12 protein-coding genes and 1 tRNA gene are annotated in these 17,365 nt (G+C 65.8%); 6 read left to right on the top strand and 7 right to left on the bottom strand.

The features are described from left to right. Nucleotides 1-152: 152 nt before the first annotated feature. Nucleotides 153-228 (bottom strand) — tRNA-Ala (locus QQL24_RS03970). 105 nt (nucleotides 229-333) lie between these two features. On the opposite strand from QQL24_RS03970, the gene cbiB reads away from it, so the two are divergent. Continuing rightward, nucleotides 334-1,317, top strand: a complete 984-nt coding sequence (gene cbiB, locus QQL24_RS03965; protein WP_284310575.1) for an adenosylcobinamide-phosphate synthase CbiB — start codon at nucleotides 334-336, stop codon at nucleotides 1,315-1,317. A 423-nt stretch (nucleotides 1,318-1,740) separates the two neighbouring features. On the opposite strand, the gene QQL24_RS03960 is transcribed toward cbiB, so the two are convergent. Further along, nucleotides 1,741-3,207, bottom strand: coding sequence for a cobyric acid synthase (locus tag QQL24_RS03960; RefSeq protein WP_284310574.1), 1,467 nt, complete (start codon nucleotides 3,205-3,207; stop codon nucleotides 1,741-1,743). Nucleotides 3,208-3,427: 220 nt separating this feature from the next. Between QQL24_RS03960 and QQL24_RS03955 the strand changes: the two genes are divergently transcribed. The 3 genes from QQL24_RS03955 to QQL24_RS03945 all read left to right on the top strand — a co-directional run bounded on the left by QQL24_RS03955 (nucleotide 3,428) and on the right by QQL24_RS03945 (nucleotide 8,920). Beyond that, nucleotides 3,428-6,085: a TIGR02302 family protein gene (locus QQL24_RS03955; protein WP_284310573.1), complete on the top strand. Its 2,658-nt coding sequence runs from the start codon at nucleotides 3,428-3,430 to the stop codon at nucleotides 6,083-6,085. A 304-nt stretch (nucleotides 6,086-6,389) separates the two neighbouring features. Continuing rightward, on the top strand, nucleotides 6,390-6,788 hold the full coding sequence (locus QQL24_RS03950; RefSeq protein WP_284310572.1) for a GFA family protein: 399 nt from the start codon (nucleotides 6,390-6,392) through the stop codon (nucleotides 6,786-6,788). 95 nt (nucleotides 6,789-6,883) lie between these two features. Continuing rightward, complete coding sequence (locus QQL24_RS03945; protein WP_284310571.1) at nucleotides 6,884-8,920, top strand: oxidoreductase; 2,037 nt, start codon at nucleotides 6,884-6,886, stop codon at nucleotides 8,918-8,920. Between the two features lie 37 nt (nucleotides 8,921-8,957). Here QQL24_RS03945 and QQL24_RS03940 read toward each other — a convergent pair whose 3' ends face one another. After that, the gene (locus tag QQL24_RS03940; protein WP_284310570.1) at nucleotides 8,958-9,677 is read right to left on the bottom strand and encodes a DUF3142 domain-containing protein; all 720 of its coding nucleotides are present in this window, start codon (nucleotides 9,675-9,677) and stop codon (nucleotides 8,958-8,960) included. Further along, nucleotides 9,674-11,782 (bottom strand): PA5441 family protein, encoded by a 2,109-nt coding sequence (locus QQL24_RS03935; protein ID WP_284310569.1) that lies wholly within the window; start codon nucleotides 11,780-11,782, stop codon nucleotides 9,674-9,676. The genes QQL24_RS03940 and QQL24_RS03935 overlap by 4 nt, the downstream gene beginning before the upstream one ends. A 176-nt stretch (nucleotides 11,783-11,958) precedes the next feature. Here QQL24_RS03935 and QQL24_RS03930 point away from each other — a divergent pair, with 176 nt between their 5' ends. After that, nucleotides 11,959-13,095, top strand: a complete 1,137-nt coding sequence (locus QQL24_RS03930; protein WP_284310568.1) for an MGDG synthase family glycosyltransferase — start codon at nucleotides 11,959-11,961, stop codon at nucleotides 13,093-13,095. A gap of 91 nt (nucleotides 13,096-13,186) precedes the next feature. After that, on the top strand, nucleotides 13,187-13,708 hold the full coding sequence (locus QQL24_RS03925; RefSeq protein WP_284310567.1) for a hypothetical protein: 522 nt from the start codon (nucleotides 13,187-13,189) through the stop codon (nucleotides 13,706-13,708). 53 nt (nucleotides 13,709-13,761) lie between these two features. On the opposite strand, the gene QQL24_RS03920 is transcribed toward QQL24_RS03925, so the two are convergent. From QQL24_RS03920 to QQL24_RS03910, 3 genes are all read right to left on the bottom strand, one after another. Next, nucleotides 13,762-14,199, bottom strand: a complete 438-nt coding sequence (locus QQL24_RS03920; RefSeq protein WP_284310566.1) for an RES family NAD+ phosphorylase — start codon at nucleotides 14,197-14,199, stop codon at nucleotides 13,762-13,764. Next, entirely contained in the window at nucleotides 14,199-14,624 is a 426-nt protein-coding gene (locus QQL24_RS03915; RefSeq protein WP_284310565.1) for an Xre family toxin-antitoxin system antitoxin, read from the bottom strand. Before QQL24_RS03915 ends, QQL24_RS03920 begins: the two co-directional genes overlap by 1 nt. A 174-nt stretch (nucleotides 14,625-14,798) precedes the next feature. Then, nucleotides 14,799-17,225 carry a GcvT family protein gene (locus QQL24_RS03910; RefSeq protein WP_284310564.1) on the bottom strand — a complete coding sequence of 809 codons (2,427 nt, stop codon included), beginning with the start codon at nucleotides 17,223-17,225 and terminating at the stop codon, nucleotides 14,799-14,801. Nucleotides 17,226-17,365: the final 140 nt, after the last annotated feature.

The following is a 17,365-nucleotide window of genomic DNA, read 5'->3' as shown; positions in this document are numbered from 1 at the left end:
GAGGTTGAGTGCCGTCCGACTGGTCGAACCTCGGGAATCTCGCGCTGGTGAACGCTGGGAGCGCGGCCCTCCTTCGCCAAGGCTTCGGAGGGCATCCTGCTTCGATGAGATGTTTCGGACCTGTCCTGCGAAGCTCGAAGAGCGAGGCAGGATGGTGGAGCTGATGAGATTCGAACTCACGACCTCTGCAGTGCGATTGCAGCGCTCTCCCAACTGAGCTACAGCCCCGGCTGCCCGGAAGCGTCGCCATTTAGTGTTCGCGCCTCCCCCCTGTCAAGCCGCCTGCGGCCCGGATCCGGGGTCGGGCATGATCAATTTGGTTTTGCAATACCTATGGATCTGTTCTCACGTATTCTCAGCCTGGCGATCGCCTGGGCCTTTGAAATGATTTTCGGCTATCCGCGGCCCCTCTATGCGCGCATCGGCCACCCCGTCACCTGGATGGGGGCGCTCGTCGCCGGGCTCGACCGCCGCCTCAATGTCGAGGCGGACAGCCGTTCCACCCGCCGCTCGGCCGGCATCGTCGCCACCGGCGTCCTGGTGGTGGTGGCCGGGCTTGGCGCCTATCTCGTCGAGCGGCTCTGCCTGTCGTTCACCTATGGCTTCATCCCGCTCGGCATCATCGCCTCCTCGCTGATCGCTTCCAAAAGTCTGGCCGAGCATGTCGAGAACGTCGCGCAAGGGCTGGAGACGGGCGGTCTCGCTGGCGGGCGCAAGGCGGTGTCGATGATCGTCGGCCGCAATCCCGAGACGCTGGACGAGCCGGGCGTGTGCCGCGCCGCCATCGAGAGCCTGGCCGAGAATTTCTCCGACGGCGTGGTGGCGCCGGTGTTCTGGTATGCGCTGCTCGGCCTGCCGGGCATAGCCGTCTACAAGATCGTCAACACCGCCGATTCGATGATCGGCCACCGCACGCCCCGCCACGAGGCCTTCGGCTGGGCCTCGGCGCGCCTCGACGACTGGCTGAACCTGATCCCGGCGCGGCTTACAGCCCTCATCCTCAGCGCCGCCGCCTTCATCAGCCACCGCCGCGGCCGCGCGGCGATGCTGGCGGTGCGGCGCGACGCCGGCAAGCACCGCTCCCCCAATGCCGGCTGGCCGGAAGCGGCAATGGCCGGCGCCCTCGACCTGCGCCTCGCCGGCCCGCGCGTCTATGGCGAGACGGTGGTCGAGGATGCCTATATGGGCGATGGCCGTAGCGAGGCGGGGGTGGCGGATATCAGGAAGGCTCTGAACCTCTTCCACACGGCTTGCGTGATCCTGTCGGCGGTGATCGGGGTATTGACGTTCTATCTGGTGTACAAGCAATATCACTGAGGGGCGGGATTGCACTCGACAGTCGGGCGAGAAGAGTCGGTTTGAGAAAAGGACGAGGCGGTTGCGCCCCCTCGCCCCGTTCTTACGGGGAGAGGATAGAGGTGAGGGGCTGTGCGACTTTGGCAGGATTATTTCCGCAAATAAATCAGATAGATACAATGAGACGACGAACCACCACCCAGATCGTCGTGCCTTGTAGAACGCTGATCTGAGAATTTTGCGCAGCCCCTCACCTCTATCCTCTCCCCGTAAGAACGGGGCGAGGGGACTTCGACGGCGCGTTCTATCCTCAACCCTCTCATCTCGCTCAGCCGAATTACTGGCGTCTATTCTTCTCAGGCTGAGATGTGTGAATTCGACAGCCAAGAAGCTGGGAGGGCCTGCGCCTTACTCGGCCACGGTCTCACCAGTGGTCAGCGTCGCTTACCCCAGCCCTGCGATCCTCGCGATCGCGGCCATGTCGAGATGCCCGGCCAGATGCGCCGCAAAGGCGTCTAGCGTCTCCTCCACCACGACCTCGTACTGCATGCCGCCGCCCTGCCCGCCCAGCCGCCGCAGCCAAGCGGTGCGCTGGCGGTCATCGCCGAACAGGCCGTGCACATAGCAGCCGGCAACACGGCCGTCGGCGGACCAGGCGCCGTCCGGCGAACCATCGGCAAGGTGCAGCACCGGGCGGGTGAGCGCCGGGCCTTCGGTGATGCCGACATGCATCTCGTAGCCGGCGAAGGGCACGCCATCGGCCGCCGTTTCCCCGGTCACCGCCACCAGGCGCTTGTCGCCGGTGAGGCGGGTGGCGACGTCGAGCAGGCCGAGGCCCGGCACATCCGCCGGGGGGCCCTCAATGCCGTCGGGGTCCTCGATGCGGGTGCCCAGCATCTGGTAGCCACCGCACAGCCCCAGGACATGGCCGCCGCGCCGGGCATGGGCGGCGAGGTCGATGTCCCAGCCCTGGCCGCGCAAGAAGGCGAGGTCGGCGATGGTGGCCTTGGAACCGGGCAGGACGACGAGGTCGGCAACCGGCAGGACTTCACCCGGCTTCACCATCACGAGATCGACTTCCTCTTCCTGCGCGAGCGGGTCGAGATCGTCGAAATTGGAGATGCGCGGCATCATCGGCACCGCGATGGTGATCTTCGCGCCGGGCCGGCGGCTGCCATAGCTGCCGAGCGCCAGCGCATCCTCGGCCGGCAGCTTTGCCGCGCCGGGGAAATGCGGCACCAGCCCCAGCGCCGGCCAGCCGCTGCGCTCGGCGATAAAGCGCATGCCGTCGGCGAAGAGCGAGGGATCGCCGCGCATCTTGTTGACGATGAAACCCTTGACGAGGGCCGAGTCCTCCGGCGCCACCGCCGCCTGCGTGCCGAGGAGCTGGGCGATCACGCCGCCGCGGTCGATATCGCCGACCAGCAGCACGGGTGCTTCCACGGCGCGGGCAAAGCCCATATTGGCTATGTCGTTGGCGCGCAGATTGACCTCCGAGGCCGAGCCGGCGCCCTCGACGAGAACGAGATCGGCCTCTTCACGAAGGCGCGCGAAACTGTCGAGCACATCGGGCAGGAGCCCGGCCTTCAGCCCTTGATAGTCGCGCGCCCTGGCCGAGCCGCGCATGCGGCCCCGCACGATGATCTGGGCGCCCGTCTCCGATTGCGGCTTCAGGAGCACCGGATTCATATGCACGCTCGGCGCCACCCGTGCCGCCCGCGCCTGCAATGCCTGCGCCCGGCCGATCTCGCCACCATCGGCGGTGACGGCGGCATTGTTCGACATGTTCTGCGGCTTGAAGGGACGCACCCTGAGACCCCTGTCGGCGAAATGGCGGCAGAGCCCGGCCACCAGCAGCGACTTGCCGACATCCGAGCCGGTACCCTGGAGCATGAGGATCTTGGCGGGCATTGGGAGTCCTGGAGTTGGTGTCCAGCGCTGTATAGCCGGGATGAGAGCGAAGGCCATATCGAAGATTGGGAAAGGCGCGACCTGAGAGCGTCGCGCCTTTCACAACAATGATCCTCCCCCCGGCCATCGATTCGCCACGCACATCCTTATGATCGATCCCGGCTGGAATCGCAGGGCACAACGCCCTACACTCCCAGAATCGGTTCATTCGGACGGTGGCATGGCGGACGCTGAGGCTGGCAGGGGCCAGGATATCACGCAGGAGGCGCAGTCCTTCGACGCGCTGATCCGGCGCGCCCGGCTGGCGATCGCCTGGGAGCGGGCCTGGCCGCGGCTGGCCTTGCCGCTCGGCGTGATCGGGCTTTTCCTCGCTGCCAGCTGGTTCGACCTGTTCGGCCAGCTCTCGGGGCCGCCGCGCCTCGCCATCTTCCTGCTTTTCGTCGCGGGCCTGATCGCTTCGCTCTGGCCTCTGGCGCGCCTGCGCATACCCACGCGCGAGGAAGCCCTGTTCCGGCTCGACCACGCCATCGGACTGCCGCACCGCCCGGCCACCGCAAGGCAGGATCGGCTTGCCCAAGGCGGCGGCGATCCCCTGGCCGAGGCGCTCTGGCGCCGCCACCGCCGCGCCGCGCTGGAAGCGAGCCGCAACATTCGCCTCGGCGTGCCCTCGCCCAACCTGCCGGCACTCGACCGCTATGGCCTGCGCATCGGGCTGGTGCTCGCCCTCGTGGTCGGCTTCTTCTATGCCGGGGCAGAGCGCCTGCCGCGCCTGATCGATGCCCTGCAGTCGCCCGCCTATGATATCGCCGCCCTGTTTTCCGGCTCCACCGCCGAGCAGCCCGGCACCCGGCTCGATGCCTGGGTGACGCCGCCGCCCTATACGCGCCGCGCGCCGCTGGTGCTGACCGATGCGAATCAGGCCGCCCCGACCGCGGTTCCCGCCGGCTCGCTGCTGGTGATCCGCCTCGCCGGCGACAGGGAGGCCCGCATCAGCGCGAGCGGCGGCACCAGCGAGGAAGCCGCCGCCACCGCCAATGCGCCCGATCCCAACCTGATCGAGAAGCGCCTGAAGCTCAACGCCGATGCCGGCGTCGAGATCGCGCGCTCGAACGGCGCGGTGACGCGCTTTGCCTTTACCGTCATTCCCGACCGGCCGCCGACCATCGCCTTTGACGAGCCCGTGAAGCCGGACGGCAAGGGCGGCATGACCTTCGCCTACAAGGTGGACGACGATTATGGCGCCGCCGCCGTGGAAGCACAGGGCACGCTGGCGAGCGAGGGCCATCCGCTCTACGCCCCGCCCCGGATTTCCCTGCCCACGCCCGCCGGCCATGCCCGCAGCGGTTCGGTGACGGCCACGCGCGACCTCTCCTCCGATCCACTCGCCGGCGCCACCGTGAAGATGACGCTGGTGGCCCGCGACGATGCCGGCAATGAGGGCCGCAGCGCGCCGCAGGACGTGACGCTGCCCCAGCGCGACTTCACCAATCCCCTCGCCCGCGCCTTGATCGAGCAGCGCCTGAAGCTGTCGCTCGACGCCAACCAGGCCGCCGAGGTCAAATATGCGCTCCGCGCGCTGATGATCGCGCCGGAGGATTTCACCAAGGATGCCGGCCTCTATCTCGGCCTGCGCACGGCCTGGGATCGGCTCGACCGCGCCAATTCCGACGACGACTACCGCAATGTCGCCGATTATCTCTGGCAGATCGCCAATGCCATCGAGGATGGCGACGGTACCTTGGCCGAGCGCCAGCTCAAGGCGGCGCGCGAGAAGCTGCGCCAGGCGATCGAGCGTGGCGCCTCGCCCGAGGAGATCCAGCGACTGACGCGGGAACTGCGCCAGGCCATGAACAATTTCCTCAAAGACTATGCCCAGCGCCAGCAGCAGGCCCTCAAGCATGGCCAGAAGCCGAATGCCGGCAAGCAGTTGCGCGTGATCTCGCCCGACGAACTCGCCAAGCTGCTCGACCAGCTCGAGAAGTCGGCCCGCGAAGGCAACAAGGACGATGCCGAGAAGCTGCTCTCCCAGCTCGACGACATCCTCAACAACCTCGCCAATCCCGAGGATGTCGGCCAGGGCGACCCCTCGATGCAGCAGATGCAGCAATCGCTCAATGACATGAGCAAGATGATCCTGCGCCAGCAGCGCCTGCGCGACCAGACCTATCGCCAGAACCAGCCCCCGCCCCAGGGTGGCCAGGGCGACGAGAGCCAAGGGAACGATCAAGGCCAAGGGAACGACCAGAGCCAGGGCGGCAATCAAGGCCAAGGTGACAATCAGGGACTGGGTGACGACCAGAACATGGGCATGGACGGCCAGGGGCAGGAGGGCCAGGGCCGCCCGGGCGGACGCCAGCAGGGGCAGAATGGTCAGGGGGGGCAGGGCCAGACGGGCCAGGGCCTGCCTTCGCTCGGGGATCTGCGCAACCAGCAGCAGGCGCTGCGCCAGCAGTTGGAGAAGATGCAGCGCGACCTGCGCGAGAGCGGCACCGAGGCGCCGGACGCGCTGGGCGAGGCCGGCCAGGCCATGCGCGATGCCGAGGGCCAGCTCGGCGACAACAACAGCGAGGATGCCGTCAGCTCGCAGGGCAAGGCGATCGAGGCGCTGCGCCGGGCGGCCAAGAATCTCGGCGAGCAGCTCGCCGAGGCCCAGCGCAATGCCAAGGGCCAGGCCCAGCAGGGCGGCCCGCGCAACCGCGACCCGCTCGGCCGCCAGTTGCCAAACAGCGGGCCGGATTATGGGGCCGACGGCTCGATCGACGCCTCGCCCTCCAAGCGCGCCGGCAAGGTGCTCGAAGAGCTGCGCCGCCGCCTCGCCGACCCGAACAGGCCCAAGGCCGAGACCGACTATCTCGAGCGCCTGCTGAACAACGAATAGCCTGGGAGCGCGGACATCATGTCCATGGGCGCTGACTTTGCCAATCGAGACGCAGGGTTGGAGTATCGATCACCGATCGACACTCTTGGAAACGCCGCGCTTGGTGGCAGGGAAGATGGCGATCGGTGATCGCCACTCCGCTACTGGCGGTCTCGGCCCGCAAAGTTCACGCATATGGACAGGATGTCCGCGCTCCCAGAAAAACTCCCTCCTCTTGCCAGAATGCGACCTTCATACCGTATTCCGACAATTCGCTCCCCCCGCGCCCGATAGGATGGCCCGCGAAGCATCCACGGAGCCGCCGATGTCCAAAGCCCTTCGCGCCACCGGATCCTGCCTTTGCGGCGGGGTGCGCTATGAGGTGCACGGCGCGCTCAGCGATGTCAGCGCCTGCCATTGCTCGCAATGCGCCAGGACCACCGGGCATCATCTCGCCTCGACCAATTGCGCCAATGACGACCTGATGCTCACCGCCAGCCAAACGCTGCGCTGGTACCGTTCCTCGGAAAAGGCGGAGCGCGGCTTCTGCTCCACCTGCGGCGGCAATGTGTTCTGGCGGGCCTTCGGCGCCGAGGAGATCAGCATCGCCGCCGGCACGATCGACCGGCCGACGGGCCTGAAGCTGACCAGCCACATCTATACCGGCTCGAAGTCGGACTATTACATCATCGCGGATGGGGCGGAGCAGTATGAGGTGTCGTAATCCCCGGATGCGCGGACGTCCCGTCCGCTCTTCCTATCCGACCAACGAGCCGTTTCAAGATGCGGACGGGACGTCCGCGCACCCGGGAATCCCTCATGTCTTCTGATCCCCTGCTCCAGCCCTACCAGCTCAAGCACCTCACCTTGCGCAACCGGCTGATGTCGACCGCCCATGAGCCGGCCTACACCGTGGACGGCATGCCGGCGGACCGTTACCGGCTCTACCATGTCGAGAAGGCCAAGGGCGGCATCGGGCTCACCATGATCGGCGGCTCCGCGGTGGTGGCGCCGGACTCGCCGCAGGCCTTCGGCAACATCCTGCTCTACAAGGACGAGGTGGTGCCGCATCTTGCCCGCCTCGCCGACGAGGTGCATGAGCATGGCGCGGCGGTGATGATCCAGATCACCCATTTGGGACGCCGCACCAATTGGGGCAAGGAAGACTGGCTGCCGATCATCGCGCCCTCCTCCATCCGCGAGCCGGCGCACCGCGCCTTCCCCAAGGCGGCGGAGGACTGGGATCTCAAGCGCATCGTCGCCGCCTATGCCGACGCAGCCGAGCGCGTGAAGGCAGCCGGCCTCGACGGCTTCGAATTCGAGATGTACGGCCACCTCATCGACCAGTTCTGGTCGCCTGCCACCAACCGGCGCGAGGACGAGTATGGCGGCAGCCTCGACAACCGCCTGCGCTTCGGCTTCGAGGTGATGCGGGCGGTGCGCGAGCGCGTTGGCCCGGATTTCATCGTCGGCACCCGCATGGTCTGCGACGAGGACTGGGACCGCGGCATCTCGAAGTACGAGGGCCTCGACATCGCCCGCCGCATCGCCCGCTCGGGCCTGGTCGACTTCATCAACGTCATCAAGGGCCATATCGACACGGACGAAGCACTGAGCCACGTTATCCCCGGCATGGGCGCGCGCTCGGCCCCGCATCTCGACTTCGCGGGCGAGGTGAAGCAGGCCACCGCCATCCCCACCTTCCACGCCGCCCGCATCCAGGATGTCGCCACCGCCCGCCACGCCGTGGCTTCCGGCAAGCTCGACCTCGTGGGCATGACGCGCGCCCACATGGCCGACCCGCATATCGCCCGCAAGATCGCCGAGGGGCGCGAGCACGAGATCCGGCCCTGCGTCGGCATGGGCTATTGCATCGATTCCATCTATGGCGGCGAGGCTTTGTGCATCCACAATGCCGCCACCGGGCGCGAGGGCTCGATCCCGCATGAAATCACCGACAAGGCCGCTGTCTCCAAGCATGTCGTGGTGGTCGGGGCCGGCCCCGGCGGGCTGGAGGCGGCGCGGGTGGCGGCCGTACGCGGCCATCGCGTCACGGTGTTCGAGGCGGCGGACGAAGCCGGCGGCCAGATCCGCCTCACCGCCGCCCTCAAGCGCCGACGCGAGATCATGGGCATCATCGACTGGCGTGTAGCCGAATGCGAGCGGCTGGGCGTGAGGCTGCATTTCAACACCTATGCCGAGGAAGACACCGTGCTGGCCGAGACCCCCGACATCGTGGTGGTGGCGACGGGCGGCCTGCCCAACACCTCCTTCCTCGACGCCGGCGAGAATCTCGTCACCACCAGCTGGGACATCCTCTCCGGCGCCTCCAGGCCAGCGGCGAACGTGCTGCTCTATGACGACAACGGCGCCCATCCCGGCATGACCACGGCCGAGTTCATCGCCGAGGGCGGCGCAAAACTTGAGCTGGTGACGCCGGAGCGCAGCCTCGCCCCGGATGTCGGCGGCACCAATTTCCCGGCCTATTTCCGCGCCTTCTCCAAGGCCGGCGTGCAGACCACCCTGAACCTTCGCCTCGAAAGCGTGGCGCGCGAGGGCAACAGCCTGGTCGCCCGCTTCTTCGACGACTACGGCAAGCGCGTGGTGGAAAAGCGGGCCGACCAGGTGGTGGTGGAGCACGGCACCCTGCCCCTGGACGAGCTCTATTTCGCGCTCAAGCCGCACTCCTCCAATCTCGGCGCGGTGGACTACGAGGCATTCACGGCCGGCAAGCCGCAGACGCTGGCGGTGAACGAGGCGGGGACCTTCCAGCTCTTCCGCATCGGCGACGCGGTGGCATCGAGGAACATCCATGCGGCGGTGTATGACGGCATGCGGCTGGCGATGGCGTTCTGACCTGGGAACGTAAGCCAGGGCCAGTATCGGAAGTATGTCAGGGCGGGTTCTGCAGGAAAATCACGTAGCCCCGGAAATGCGGATCGGACGCGAGACCGGCGGGCGGCGACCATGCCGCGCCTTCGGACAACCCCAGGCGATAGGGAATGCGCAGGCGGCCCAGCCTTGCCAGATAGGCATCGATATCAGGGACCGTCTGCCGGCCGCGATAGGTCTGGAAGATGATTTCGTCGATGGTGCCCGACAAGGCGTCGAGATCTTCCGGTGCCGCCTGCGAGGCCCAGTCCATCAGGCCAGTGACGCTGAGCCGGCAATCGGGCGGGAGCGAGCGCCGCAAGTCCTTGAGAAAACCCGCATAGTTCCGGAGATTTCGCGTCGAGGCGTCGAAATCCACCTGGATGCCGGGAACGCTGCCGGGCTGGGTGCGCCAGGCCGCGTATTTCCTCGCGATCGCCGCCGTGATCTCCGGCGTCCAATCGAGACTGCGCACGCGATAGGCGAGCCAGAGCGCCGGCACGTGGGGACCGGGCACCGAACCGCCCTGCGCCTTGAGACGGACAGCGCCGGAAGGGTCCGGGCCGATCTCGCCCTGCAGCAGGTAGACGGTCTTGGCCTGCTGCACGATCGGGCGCGCCTTCACGCCAGCCCAGAGCCAATAGGCATCATAGTCGCTGGCCTTCACGACGGGTTCGCCGACTGCGACCTGCGTCATGAGCACCGACAGAAGCAATACGGCCGGAAGGCGGGTCAGCCTCACCAATAGAGGCTCTGGCTCCGCGCCCAGGACGTAGCGCCATATTTCGTTTTCAAGGTGTTGAACCAGGCCTTACGCACCGGCTTGCCGACATCCTGGCCGCCGCAGCGATTATTGCCGCTGGGACCATAGCAATTGATGGCGCGATAGAGCGCATAGGCACGCTCATTGTCCGGGGTCGAGGCGTCGGCGATCAGCTTCCTGTAGACTTCGCCGCGCGAGAACGGCGCGCCGGGAAAGATCGGCTTGCTGCCCAATTCCCCAGACTGCACCTCGAAGCTTTCGACGTCGTCGAGATCGGAGGTGCGCACGAAGTCGCCGAGGCACAGCAAGCCATGCGCCGAGCGCGGATTGGCGGCCAGTTCAGCCATAACCGCCTTCAGAGCCGGACATGAATAGGGCTGGCTCGTTCCAGCCCATTTGAAGATGGCGGATTTCGTGCCGGCTGGCGCAGTCCCGTCGTCGCCTGTCAGCGTCGCGGCGTTGAAATCCTCGAGAAAGCCGGTGTAGTGCCCGCGTGTGGCCTCCTTGAAGAGCAGAACGAAACGTGCAAGCGCCCTTTCCTGGGGCGTCGATTGCGGGTCCGCCACCGCCTGGCGCAGCAGGATCGGCCCGGCCGAGCGGCGCAGCACAGTCGCCCTGATGCCGGGATCAGCGATGCGCGTGCCCGGCAGGAAGACCTTGTTGAGCGTGCCCGCCTTCTCCCAGCTCAGGGCGAGGCCCAGTTCGACGCTTTCCTTCTGCCAGCGTCCGGACGCCTGTGGCAGCAACGCCGTCCAGTAATCCGCCGCCTTCTCATACTGGCCGAGTGCCATCAGCGCCTGGCCGCGCAGCATCGACCGGCTGAAAGCGACATAGGGTGGCGCCGGCGGGTCGTTCCTGGCGTCACCCAGCAATTGCAGCGCCGCCGCCGCATCGCCAGCCGCGTAATAGAGGCGGGCGGCCTTCAGGAAGGCGAACAGCGCCTCGTGTCCGGCGAAATCCGACGCCTGGGCATCGAGGTCCGCTGCCGACAATTTGCCTTGGGCGGAATCGCCTTGCCGAAGCTTCATGAGATCGGCAACCGCCAGCAAATTCGCATCATGCCCGGCGTCCTGGGTCCCGGCGAAATATTTGGCATCGATTTCCTGGGAGAGATCGCCGGGAAGCAGATTGGCGAGATCCTTGCCGGTATTGGCGATCTGCCAGCCATATTCAGACGAGAGCCCGTCCTTGTCGCCCGCCAGCCAGTCCAGTCGGCGCATCAGGCCGCGCGCGGAGGTCGCGTATCGCCCGGTGGGATAGGCAGCGAGGTAGGCCTTGAATGCATTCTGCGAGCCGGCCAGCGCCTCCTTGTCCGTCACCTTCGGCTGCGGAACGCCGTCGAGCGAATCGAAGGCTCCGACCTCGGCCTTGTTGAGCAAAGTGCGGCCGATCATGTAGGACGCGCTCTCGCGCAGCCAAACGTTCTGTGTCCCGGCAAGCTTGGTGAAGCTGGCGAGAGCCTCGTCGAACTTGCCCTCATAGAAGGCCGAGGCACCCTTGAGATAGGCGGCGAAATCCTGCGCCGCCGCCGAGGGCTGCGCTACGCCGGCCAGCGGATCCTGCCAGGCGACGGACGCCGTCGCAGAACAGTCGGGGTTCATGCGGCCACGGGCATCGCTGAGAAGCGTGCGCTCGTTCGCGGACAAGCCTTGCTCGGCCTGAAGCGCCGCGACAAAGGCTTGCTGGCCGCTTGCAGAGGAGACGCAGCGGGTCCCCTCCTCGGTCGAGAACACCGATGGGGGGATGCCGGCGCCGGATGGGTTGTCGGCTCCCAAGCCGTCACTGGTCAGAACGTTGTCGATGTTGAAGTTCGCGAACAGCATCGAGGCGTCGAGCCCGGTATCACCGGGCTGGCCCTTCGCCTGGTCCGCAGTCGGAGCGCCCGCGGAACCAACATCCCGCATCAGCAATTGCAAATTGATGCGGCTGTCATTGCCCGGGCTGAGAAAGGGAAGCGCATAGCTTGAAGAATATGCCTTCTGGTCGAGCACCCAGTGTCCGATCTCACGATCATCGCCACAGGCGCGGGCCGCCTGCGTGGACAGCAACACGGCAAGGGAAACAGTCGCGAACAGCAGCCGCATGGGAACATCCGGGTTCAACCAAATATCGACAGGCTATCGGGTTCGATTGGCGCAGGAAAGTGCTCAAGGTCACATGATCATACCGGCGGTTGCCCGAAAGTGCGGGCGCCATCGCATTTCGACAGCGCAAGGCGGCTGGCTTATTGTCTTCCCTCCCGATTCGACCGGAGCCGCCCGTGCCGTCCTCGCCCAAGATCCTCTTCCTCAGCGTCTCCGCCGGCGCCGGGCATATGCGCGCGGCCGAAGCGCTCAAGGAAGCGACGCTCCTCCTCGATCCGAAAGCCGAGGTGCGCCATCTCGACGTGATGGACTATGTGCCCTCCACCTTCCGCAAGATCTATACCGACTATTACATCAAGCTCGTGACCCGGCATCCGGCGATCTGGGGCATGCTCTACCAGGCGAGCTCGGAGGCCGCGCCCGATGCGATGTCGCAGAAGCTGCGGCGGGCGGTGGAGCGCCTCTCCAGCCGTCCCCTGCGCGGCGCCATCGACGACTTCGCGCCCGATGCCATCGTCTGCACGCATTTCCTGCCCGCCGAGCTGTTGATGCGCGAGATCGGCAAGAGCCGCCTCGGCGTGCCCGTCTTCGTGCAGATCACCGATTTCGACCTGCACCGCATGTGGGTGATCCCGCGCATGACCGGCTTCTTCGCCGGCAATGAGGAAGTCGCCTTCCGCCTGCGCGCTCACGGCATCGAGGCGGCGCATATCCATGTCACCGGCATTCCGATCATGCCCGCCTTCGCCGAGAACCATGACCGCGCTGGTTGCGCGGCGGCCTTCGGGCTGGATCCGGCGCGGCGCACCTATCTGCTGATGGGCGGCGGCGCCGGCCTCGGTGTCGCGCCGCTGGCCAAGCGCCTCGCGGCCGTCGATCCCGAGCTGCAGCTCGTGGTGCTGGCCGGCAAGAACAAGCCGGCACTGGAGGATTTGCAGGCGGCCGCCGCGAAGCAGCCCGGCCGGCTCTTCCCCCTCGGCTTCACCAACGAGGTGCCGCGCCTGATGGCGGCGGCCGATCTCGTGATCACCAAGCCCGGCGGTCTCTCAACCTCCGAATGCCTGGCCATGGGCGTGCCGATGCTGCTGAGCGCGCCGATCCCCGGGCAGGAGGAGCGCAATGCCGACTACCTCCTGGAAAACGGCGCTGCGATGAAGGCGATTGACGAGGTCGGCCTCGACTATCACATCGCCCTGCTCAAGGCCGAGCCGCAGCGCCTGGAGACCATGCGCCGCAACGCCCGCGCCCTCGGCCGCCCCCGCGCCGGCGAGGATGCCATGAGGATCGTGCTGGAGAAAACTGCGATTATCTGAAATCGCAGCTTTCTCAAGACCTCGGTTTTGACGCATTTTCTTAATCGAAAAGTCTGCCAACTTTTCTGGAAAATGCTATGGCCGCCCTGCCATGACAGCCACCGACATGCCGCTCGCCGCCACCGGCCGCACCCGTCTCCTGCAACCGATCCTCCTGATCGGCATGGTGATGCTGCTCGGCTTCTTCTTCGCCAATGTCGAGATCCAGATCGAGGGCAGCCATGGCTGGGCCTCCAGCCTGCCGACCTGGCGCATTGAGCACCACTGGCTGCTCGACATCTTCTGGGGCAGCCGCCCGATGACGGGCTACCATGCCTGGGTCTTCCCCTTCATGGCCCTGTTCTTCCATTTCCCGCTGGTCTTCGCCTGGCGCTGGTCATGGCGGCTGGAAGCCCGCGTCATTGCCTGCATCATGATCTTCTGGCTGAGCGAAGACTTCCTCTGGTTCGTCTGCAACCCGGTCTTCGGCCTGGCGAAGTTCGCACCGGAGTTCATCCCCTGGCACATTCACTGGTTCGGACCAGCGCCGGTGGATTACTGGACGATGAGTGCGGCGGCGGCGGTGCTGATGGCGTGGTCGTATTGGGAGCGCGGACTTCCCGCTGCCACTTGAATCTCGAAGCGGCCCCATCCGCCGCCGGCTTTCCCGCCTGTACGGAGCATTGATCAGTACCTGAGGGGAAGCCAGAGACGGTCGTCGAATTTGAAATCCCGTGTGGTGAAATAGCGAATGTCCACGGCTTGTGGGTGAACGGGATTGACGAGAAGATTAAAGCTTTCGGGGATGATGAAGGACGGAACTCGCAAGAGAGGCGTTCTGGCAGAGGCCAGCCACGCGTTGCCAACGGCTTGCGGATCCGAGGGGAGGTCCGAGATGTCCTCGACAGGCAGATCCGGTACCTCGATCTTCATGAGAACGTAATCGTCCGGGAGAAGATTCCAGTCGAGGTCCAAGTGAACACGAACCTCCAGAACCGAGAGAGCGGCGTCCTCGGCTGTGTAAAGCATCGGACGTCCAGGCGTATTCCAGCGAGCTCCATAGAGCCTGGCGCCTTCACCGGACAGGTCAGCGAAGGGCGCAGCGGTAATCCTCCATACGACCATCAGGCCGCAAGTCCATGACGGATTCGGCCTAGCAAAACCTCCACCTGATGAGCGCCTTCGTTAGTGTCCAGCATGTCGAGAGGCGCTTGATCGGTGAGCGCCGTCGTCTTTCGGCGGAGCCAGATCGACGCCTTGTCCTTCGATCGGAATGTCTCTTCAGCCAAGGCGATGACCCGGACCACCCTGAGAAGGCGATCCGACTGGTCGGGTGTGAGCGTACCAATCCGTTTCCGATTGGCGAGAGTCTTACGCGGCACGATCACATGATCCACTTCCGCGGTGGTGATCCGATCTGCGCCAATAAGGGCATCGATAGTGGTTACCGGCAATCCGACCCGCACGGCGTGGATCAGCTCTGCCGCGGTTTCAAGCTTGGTGCCGAGAATGCGATCAACCAAGTTTGCACTGCTGGAGGTTTGAAGCATGGCCTGTTCTCCATGGCGATATGCACCTTATATAAGGGCATATCGCCGGAGGCGCCAGTGCGGATAGAATCGCGACTTCCCTGGCGTTTGAAACCAACGTAACGGCATGCCGTTCCCTCTACATCGACTGAAGGTCGATGGGACTGAGAAGACCGACACACCAAAAGGCTCCCATTACCCCCGCATCCTCAGCCCCTTCGGATCGAACAGCGGCTCGGCGGCCATCTTCGCCCCTCTCCGCTCGCCGATGATCTCGATCTCATAGGGCGCGCCCGCGTCAAAGGCGGCCGCCTCGACATAACCGAGCGCCACCGAGGCTTTCGAGTGATGGGCATAGCCGCCGGAGGTGACCCAGCCGACCACCTTGCCATCGCGCCAGATCGGCTCGTCGCCGATCACGTCGGCGTCGAGGGCGTCGACCACGAAGGTGGCGAGCTTGCGCACGGGGCCGGCGTCGCGTGCTTTCAGCATGGCGTCGCGGCCGATGAAGTCGGGCTTCTGGGTGGAGACGAAGCGCTCGAGGCCGGCTTCCCAGGGCGTATAGATCGGGCGGTATTCGCGCGACCAGGAGCCGAAGCTCTTTTCGAGGCGCAGCGAGTTGAGGGCGCGGCCGCCGAACAGCTTGAGGCCGAGATCGGCGCCTTCCTTCATCAGGAAATCGAACAAAGCGCGCTGATGCTCGGGCTTGACCCAGAGCTCATAGCCCAGATCGCCCGTATAGGTGACGCGGCCGACAATGGCCGGGATGATGCCGACATTGAAGCGCCCGAAGGCCATGAAGGGGAAGGCTTCCTTCGACAGGTCCTCGTGGACGAGGCGGGTGATCAGCTCGCGCGACTTCGGCCCGGCGATCTGCAGGCCGACGAGGTCGAGGCCATGGGCGCGCAGGGTCACGCCGCTGTCGGGCAGATGCGCCTGGAACCAGCGCATGTGATACTGCTCGGCCAGGCCCGAGCCGAAGACCCAGAAGCGGTCGTCGGCCTCGCGCGCCAGCGTGAAATCGCCGATCAGCATGCCGTTCTCGTTGAGCATGGGGGTGAGCACCATGCGACCCCTCGCCGGCAAGCGGTTGGGCAGGAGCTTGTCGAGCCAGGCATCCGCGCCCTTGCCGGAGATCTCGTATTTGGCGAAGTTCGAGATCTCGAGCAGGCCGACGCCCTCGCGCACCGCGGCGCTCTCGGCGGCGATATGCGGGAAATCGTTGGAGCGGCTGAAGGAAAAATCGTCCTTGGCTTCGGCCTTGGAGGGCGCGAACCAGAGGGCATGCTCGAGGCCGCACATGTCGCCGAACACGGCGTTATGGTCGATGAGGCGATCATAGACCGGCGTGGTGCGGAAGGGGCGGGCCGCCGGCAGTTCCTCGTTGGGGAAGCGGATGCGGAAGCGGCGGGCATAGTTCTCGCGCACCTTGGCGTTGGTATGCGTCAGCGTTGTCCAGTCGCCATAGCGGGCGACATCCATGCCCCAGACGTCGAAGCCCGGATCGCCATGCACCATCCAGTTGGAAAGCGCGAGGCCGACGCCGCCGCCCTGGCTGAAGCCGGCCATCACGCCGCAGGCGACCCAGTAGTTCCTGAGGCCGCGGATCGGGCCGACCAGCGGATTGCCGTCGGGCGCGAAGGTGAAGGGGCCGTTGATGACGCGGCGGATGCCGGCGTTCTCGAAGGCCGGGAAGTGGCGGAAGCCGACTTCCAGTGACGGGGCGATGCGGTCGAGATCCGGCTCCAGCAGGTTCTGGCCGAAATCCCAAGGCGTCTCTCTCTCCGACCAGGGCTTGCAGGCCTGCTCATAGGTGCCGAGCAGCATGCCGCCGCGCTCCTGGCGCATATAGATCTCGCCCTCGAAATCGAGCGCGGTAATCACCTCCTTGCCGGTGGAAGCGTTGATCTCGGCAACTTCGGGCATGTCCTCGGTGAGGAAGTACATGTGCTCCATGGCGAGCACGGGCAGTTCCAGGCCGACCATGCGGCCGCATTCGCGCGCCCACAGGCCGCCGCAGTTCACCACATGCTCGGCGTGGATGTTGCCCTGCTCGGTGGCGACATCCCAGGTGCCGTCCTCGCGCTGCGACATGTCGACGACGCGGTTGCGCAGGACGATGTCGGCGCCCTTGAGCTTGGCGGACTTGGCATAGGCATGGGTGGTGCCATAGGGGTCGAGATGGCCCTCCAGCGGATCGTACATCGCCCCGGCGAACTGCTTCTCGTCGATCAGCGGCATCAGCTTCTTGGCTTCGGCAGCCGAGATGATCTCAGTGTGCATGCCCAGATACCGGCCCTTGGCATGAGCCATCTTCAGCCAGTCCATGCGCTCCTTGGTGCCAGCCAGCATAACGCCGCCGGTGAGGTGCAGGCCGCAGGACTGGCCGGAGAGCGCCTCGATCTCCCGATAGAGCTCGACGGTATATTGCTGCAGCTTGGCGACATTGGGATCGCCGTTGAGGGTGTGGAAGCCGCCCGCCGCGTGCCAGGTGGAGCCCGCCGTCAGCTCCGCGCGCTCGATCAGGGTGATATCCGTCCAACCGGCCTTGGCGAGGTGGTAGAGCACGGAACAGCCTACGACGCCGCCGCCGATGACGAGGACACGGGTGTGGGATTTCATGGGGAGCGGTATCCTAGGGTCGAGAGTGAGCAGTAGAAGGCGGCGATTTCCCGGGTGCGCGGACGTCTCGTCCGCATCTTCCCTTCCATCAAGCAAGTCATTTCCAAGATGCGGACGAGACGTCCGCGCACCCGGGAAAC

Source organism: Labrys miyagiensis (assembly GCF_030160835.1).
GTDB lineage: Bacteria > Pseudomonadota > Alphaproteobacteria > Rhizobiales > Labraceae > Labrys > Labrys miyagiensis.
Note: the sequence above shows the minus strand (reverse complement) of the source record. Positions and strands in the feature narration are given on the sequence as shown.

Bases quoted from the DNA above. Each gene is read 5' to 3' on its own strand.
- QQL24_RS03960 (WP_284310574.1), bottom strand. From the start codon at position 3,207: ATGCCCGCCAAGATCCTCATGCTCCAGGGTACCGGCTCGGATGTCGGC.
- QQL24_RS03910 (WP_284310564.1), bottom strand. From the start codon at position 17,225: ATGAAATCCCACACCCGTGTCCTCGTCATCGGCGGCGGCGTCGTAGGC.
- QQL24_RS03950 (WP_284310572.1), top strand. From the start codon at position 6,390: ATGTCCAAAGCCCTTCGCGCCACCGGATCCTGCCTTTGCGGCGGGGTG.
- QQL24_RS03935 (WP_284310569.1), bottom strand. From the start codon at position 11,782: ATGCGGCTGCTGTTCGCGACTGTTTCCCTTGCCGTGTTGCTGTCCACG.
- QQL24_RS03955 (WP_284310573.1), top strand. From the start codon at position 3,428: ATGGCGGACGCTGAGGCTGGCAGGGGCCAGGATATCACGCAGGAGGCG.
- QQL24_RS03945 (WP_284310571.1), top strand. From the start codon at position 6,884: ATGTCTTCTGATCCCCTGCTCCAGCCCTACCAGCTCAAGCACCTCACC.
- QQL24_RS03925 (WP_284310567.1), top strand. From the start codon at position 13,187: ATGACAGCCACCGACATGCCGCTCGCCGCCACCGGCCGCACCCGTCTC.
- QQL24_RS03920 (WP_284310566.1), bottom strand. From the start codon at position 14,199: ATGGTCGTATGGAGGATTACCGCTGCGCCCTTCGCTGACCTGTCCGGT.
- QQL24_RS03915 (WP_284310565.1), bottom strand. From the start codon at position 14,624: ATGCTTCAAACCTCCAGCAGTGCAAACTTGGTTGATCGCATTCTCGGC.
- cbiB (WP_284310575.1), top strand. From the start codon at position 334: ATGGATCTGTTCTCACGTATTCTCAGCCTGGCGATCGCCTGGGCCTTT.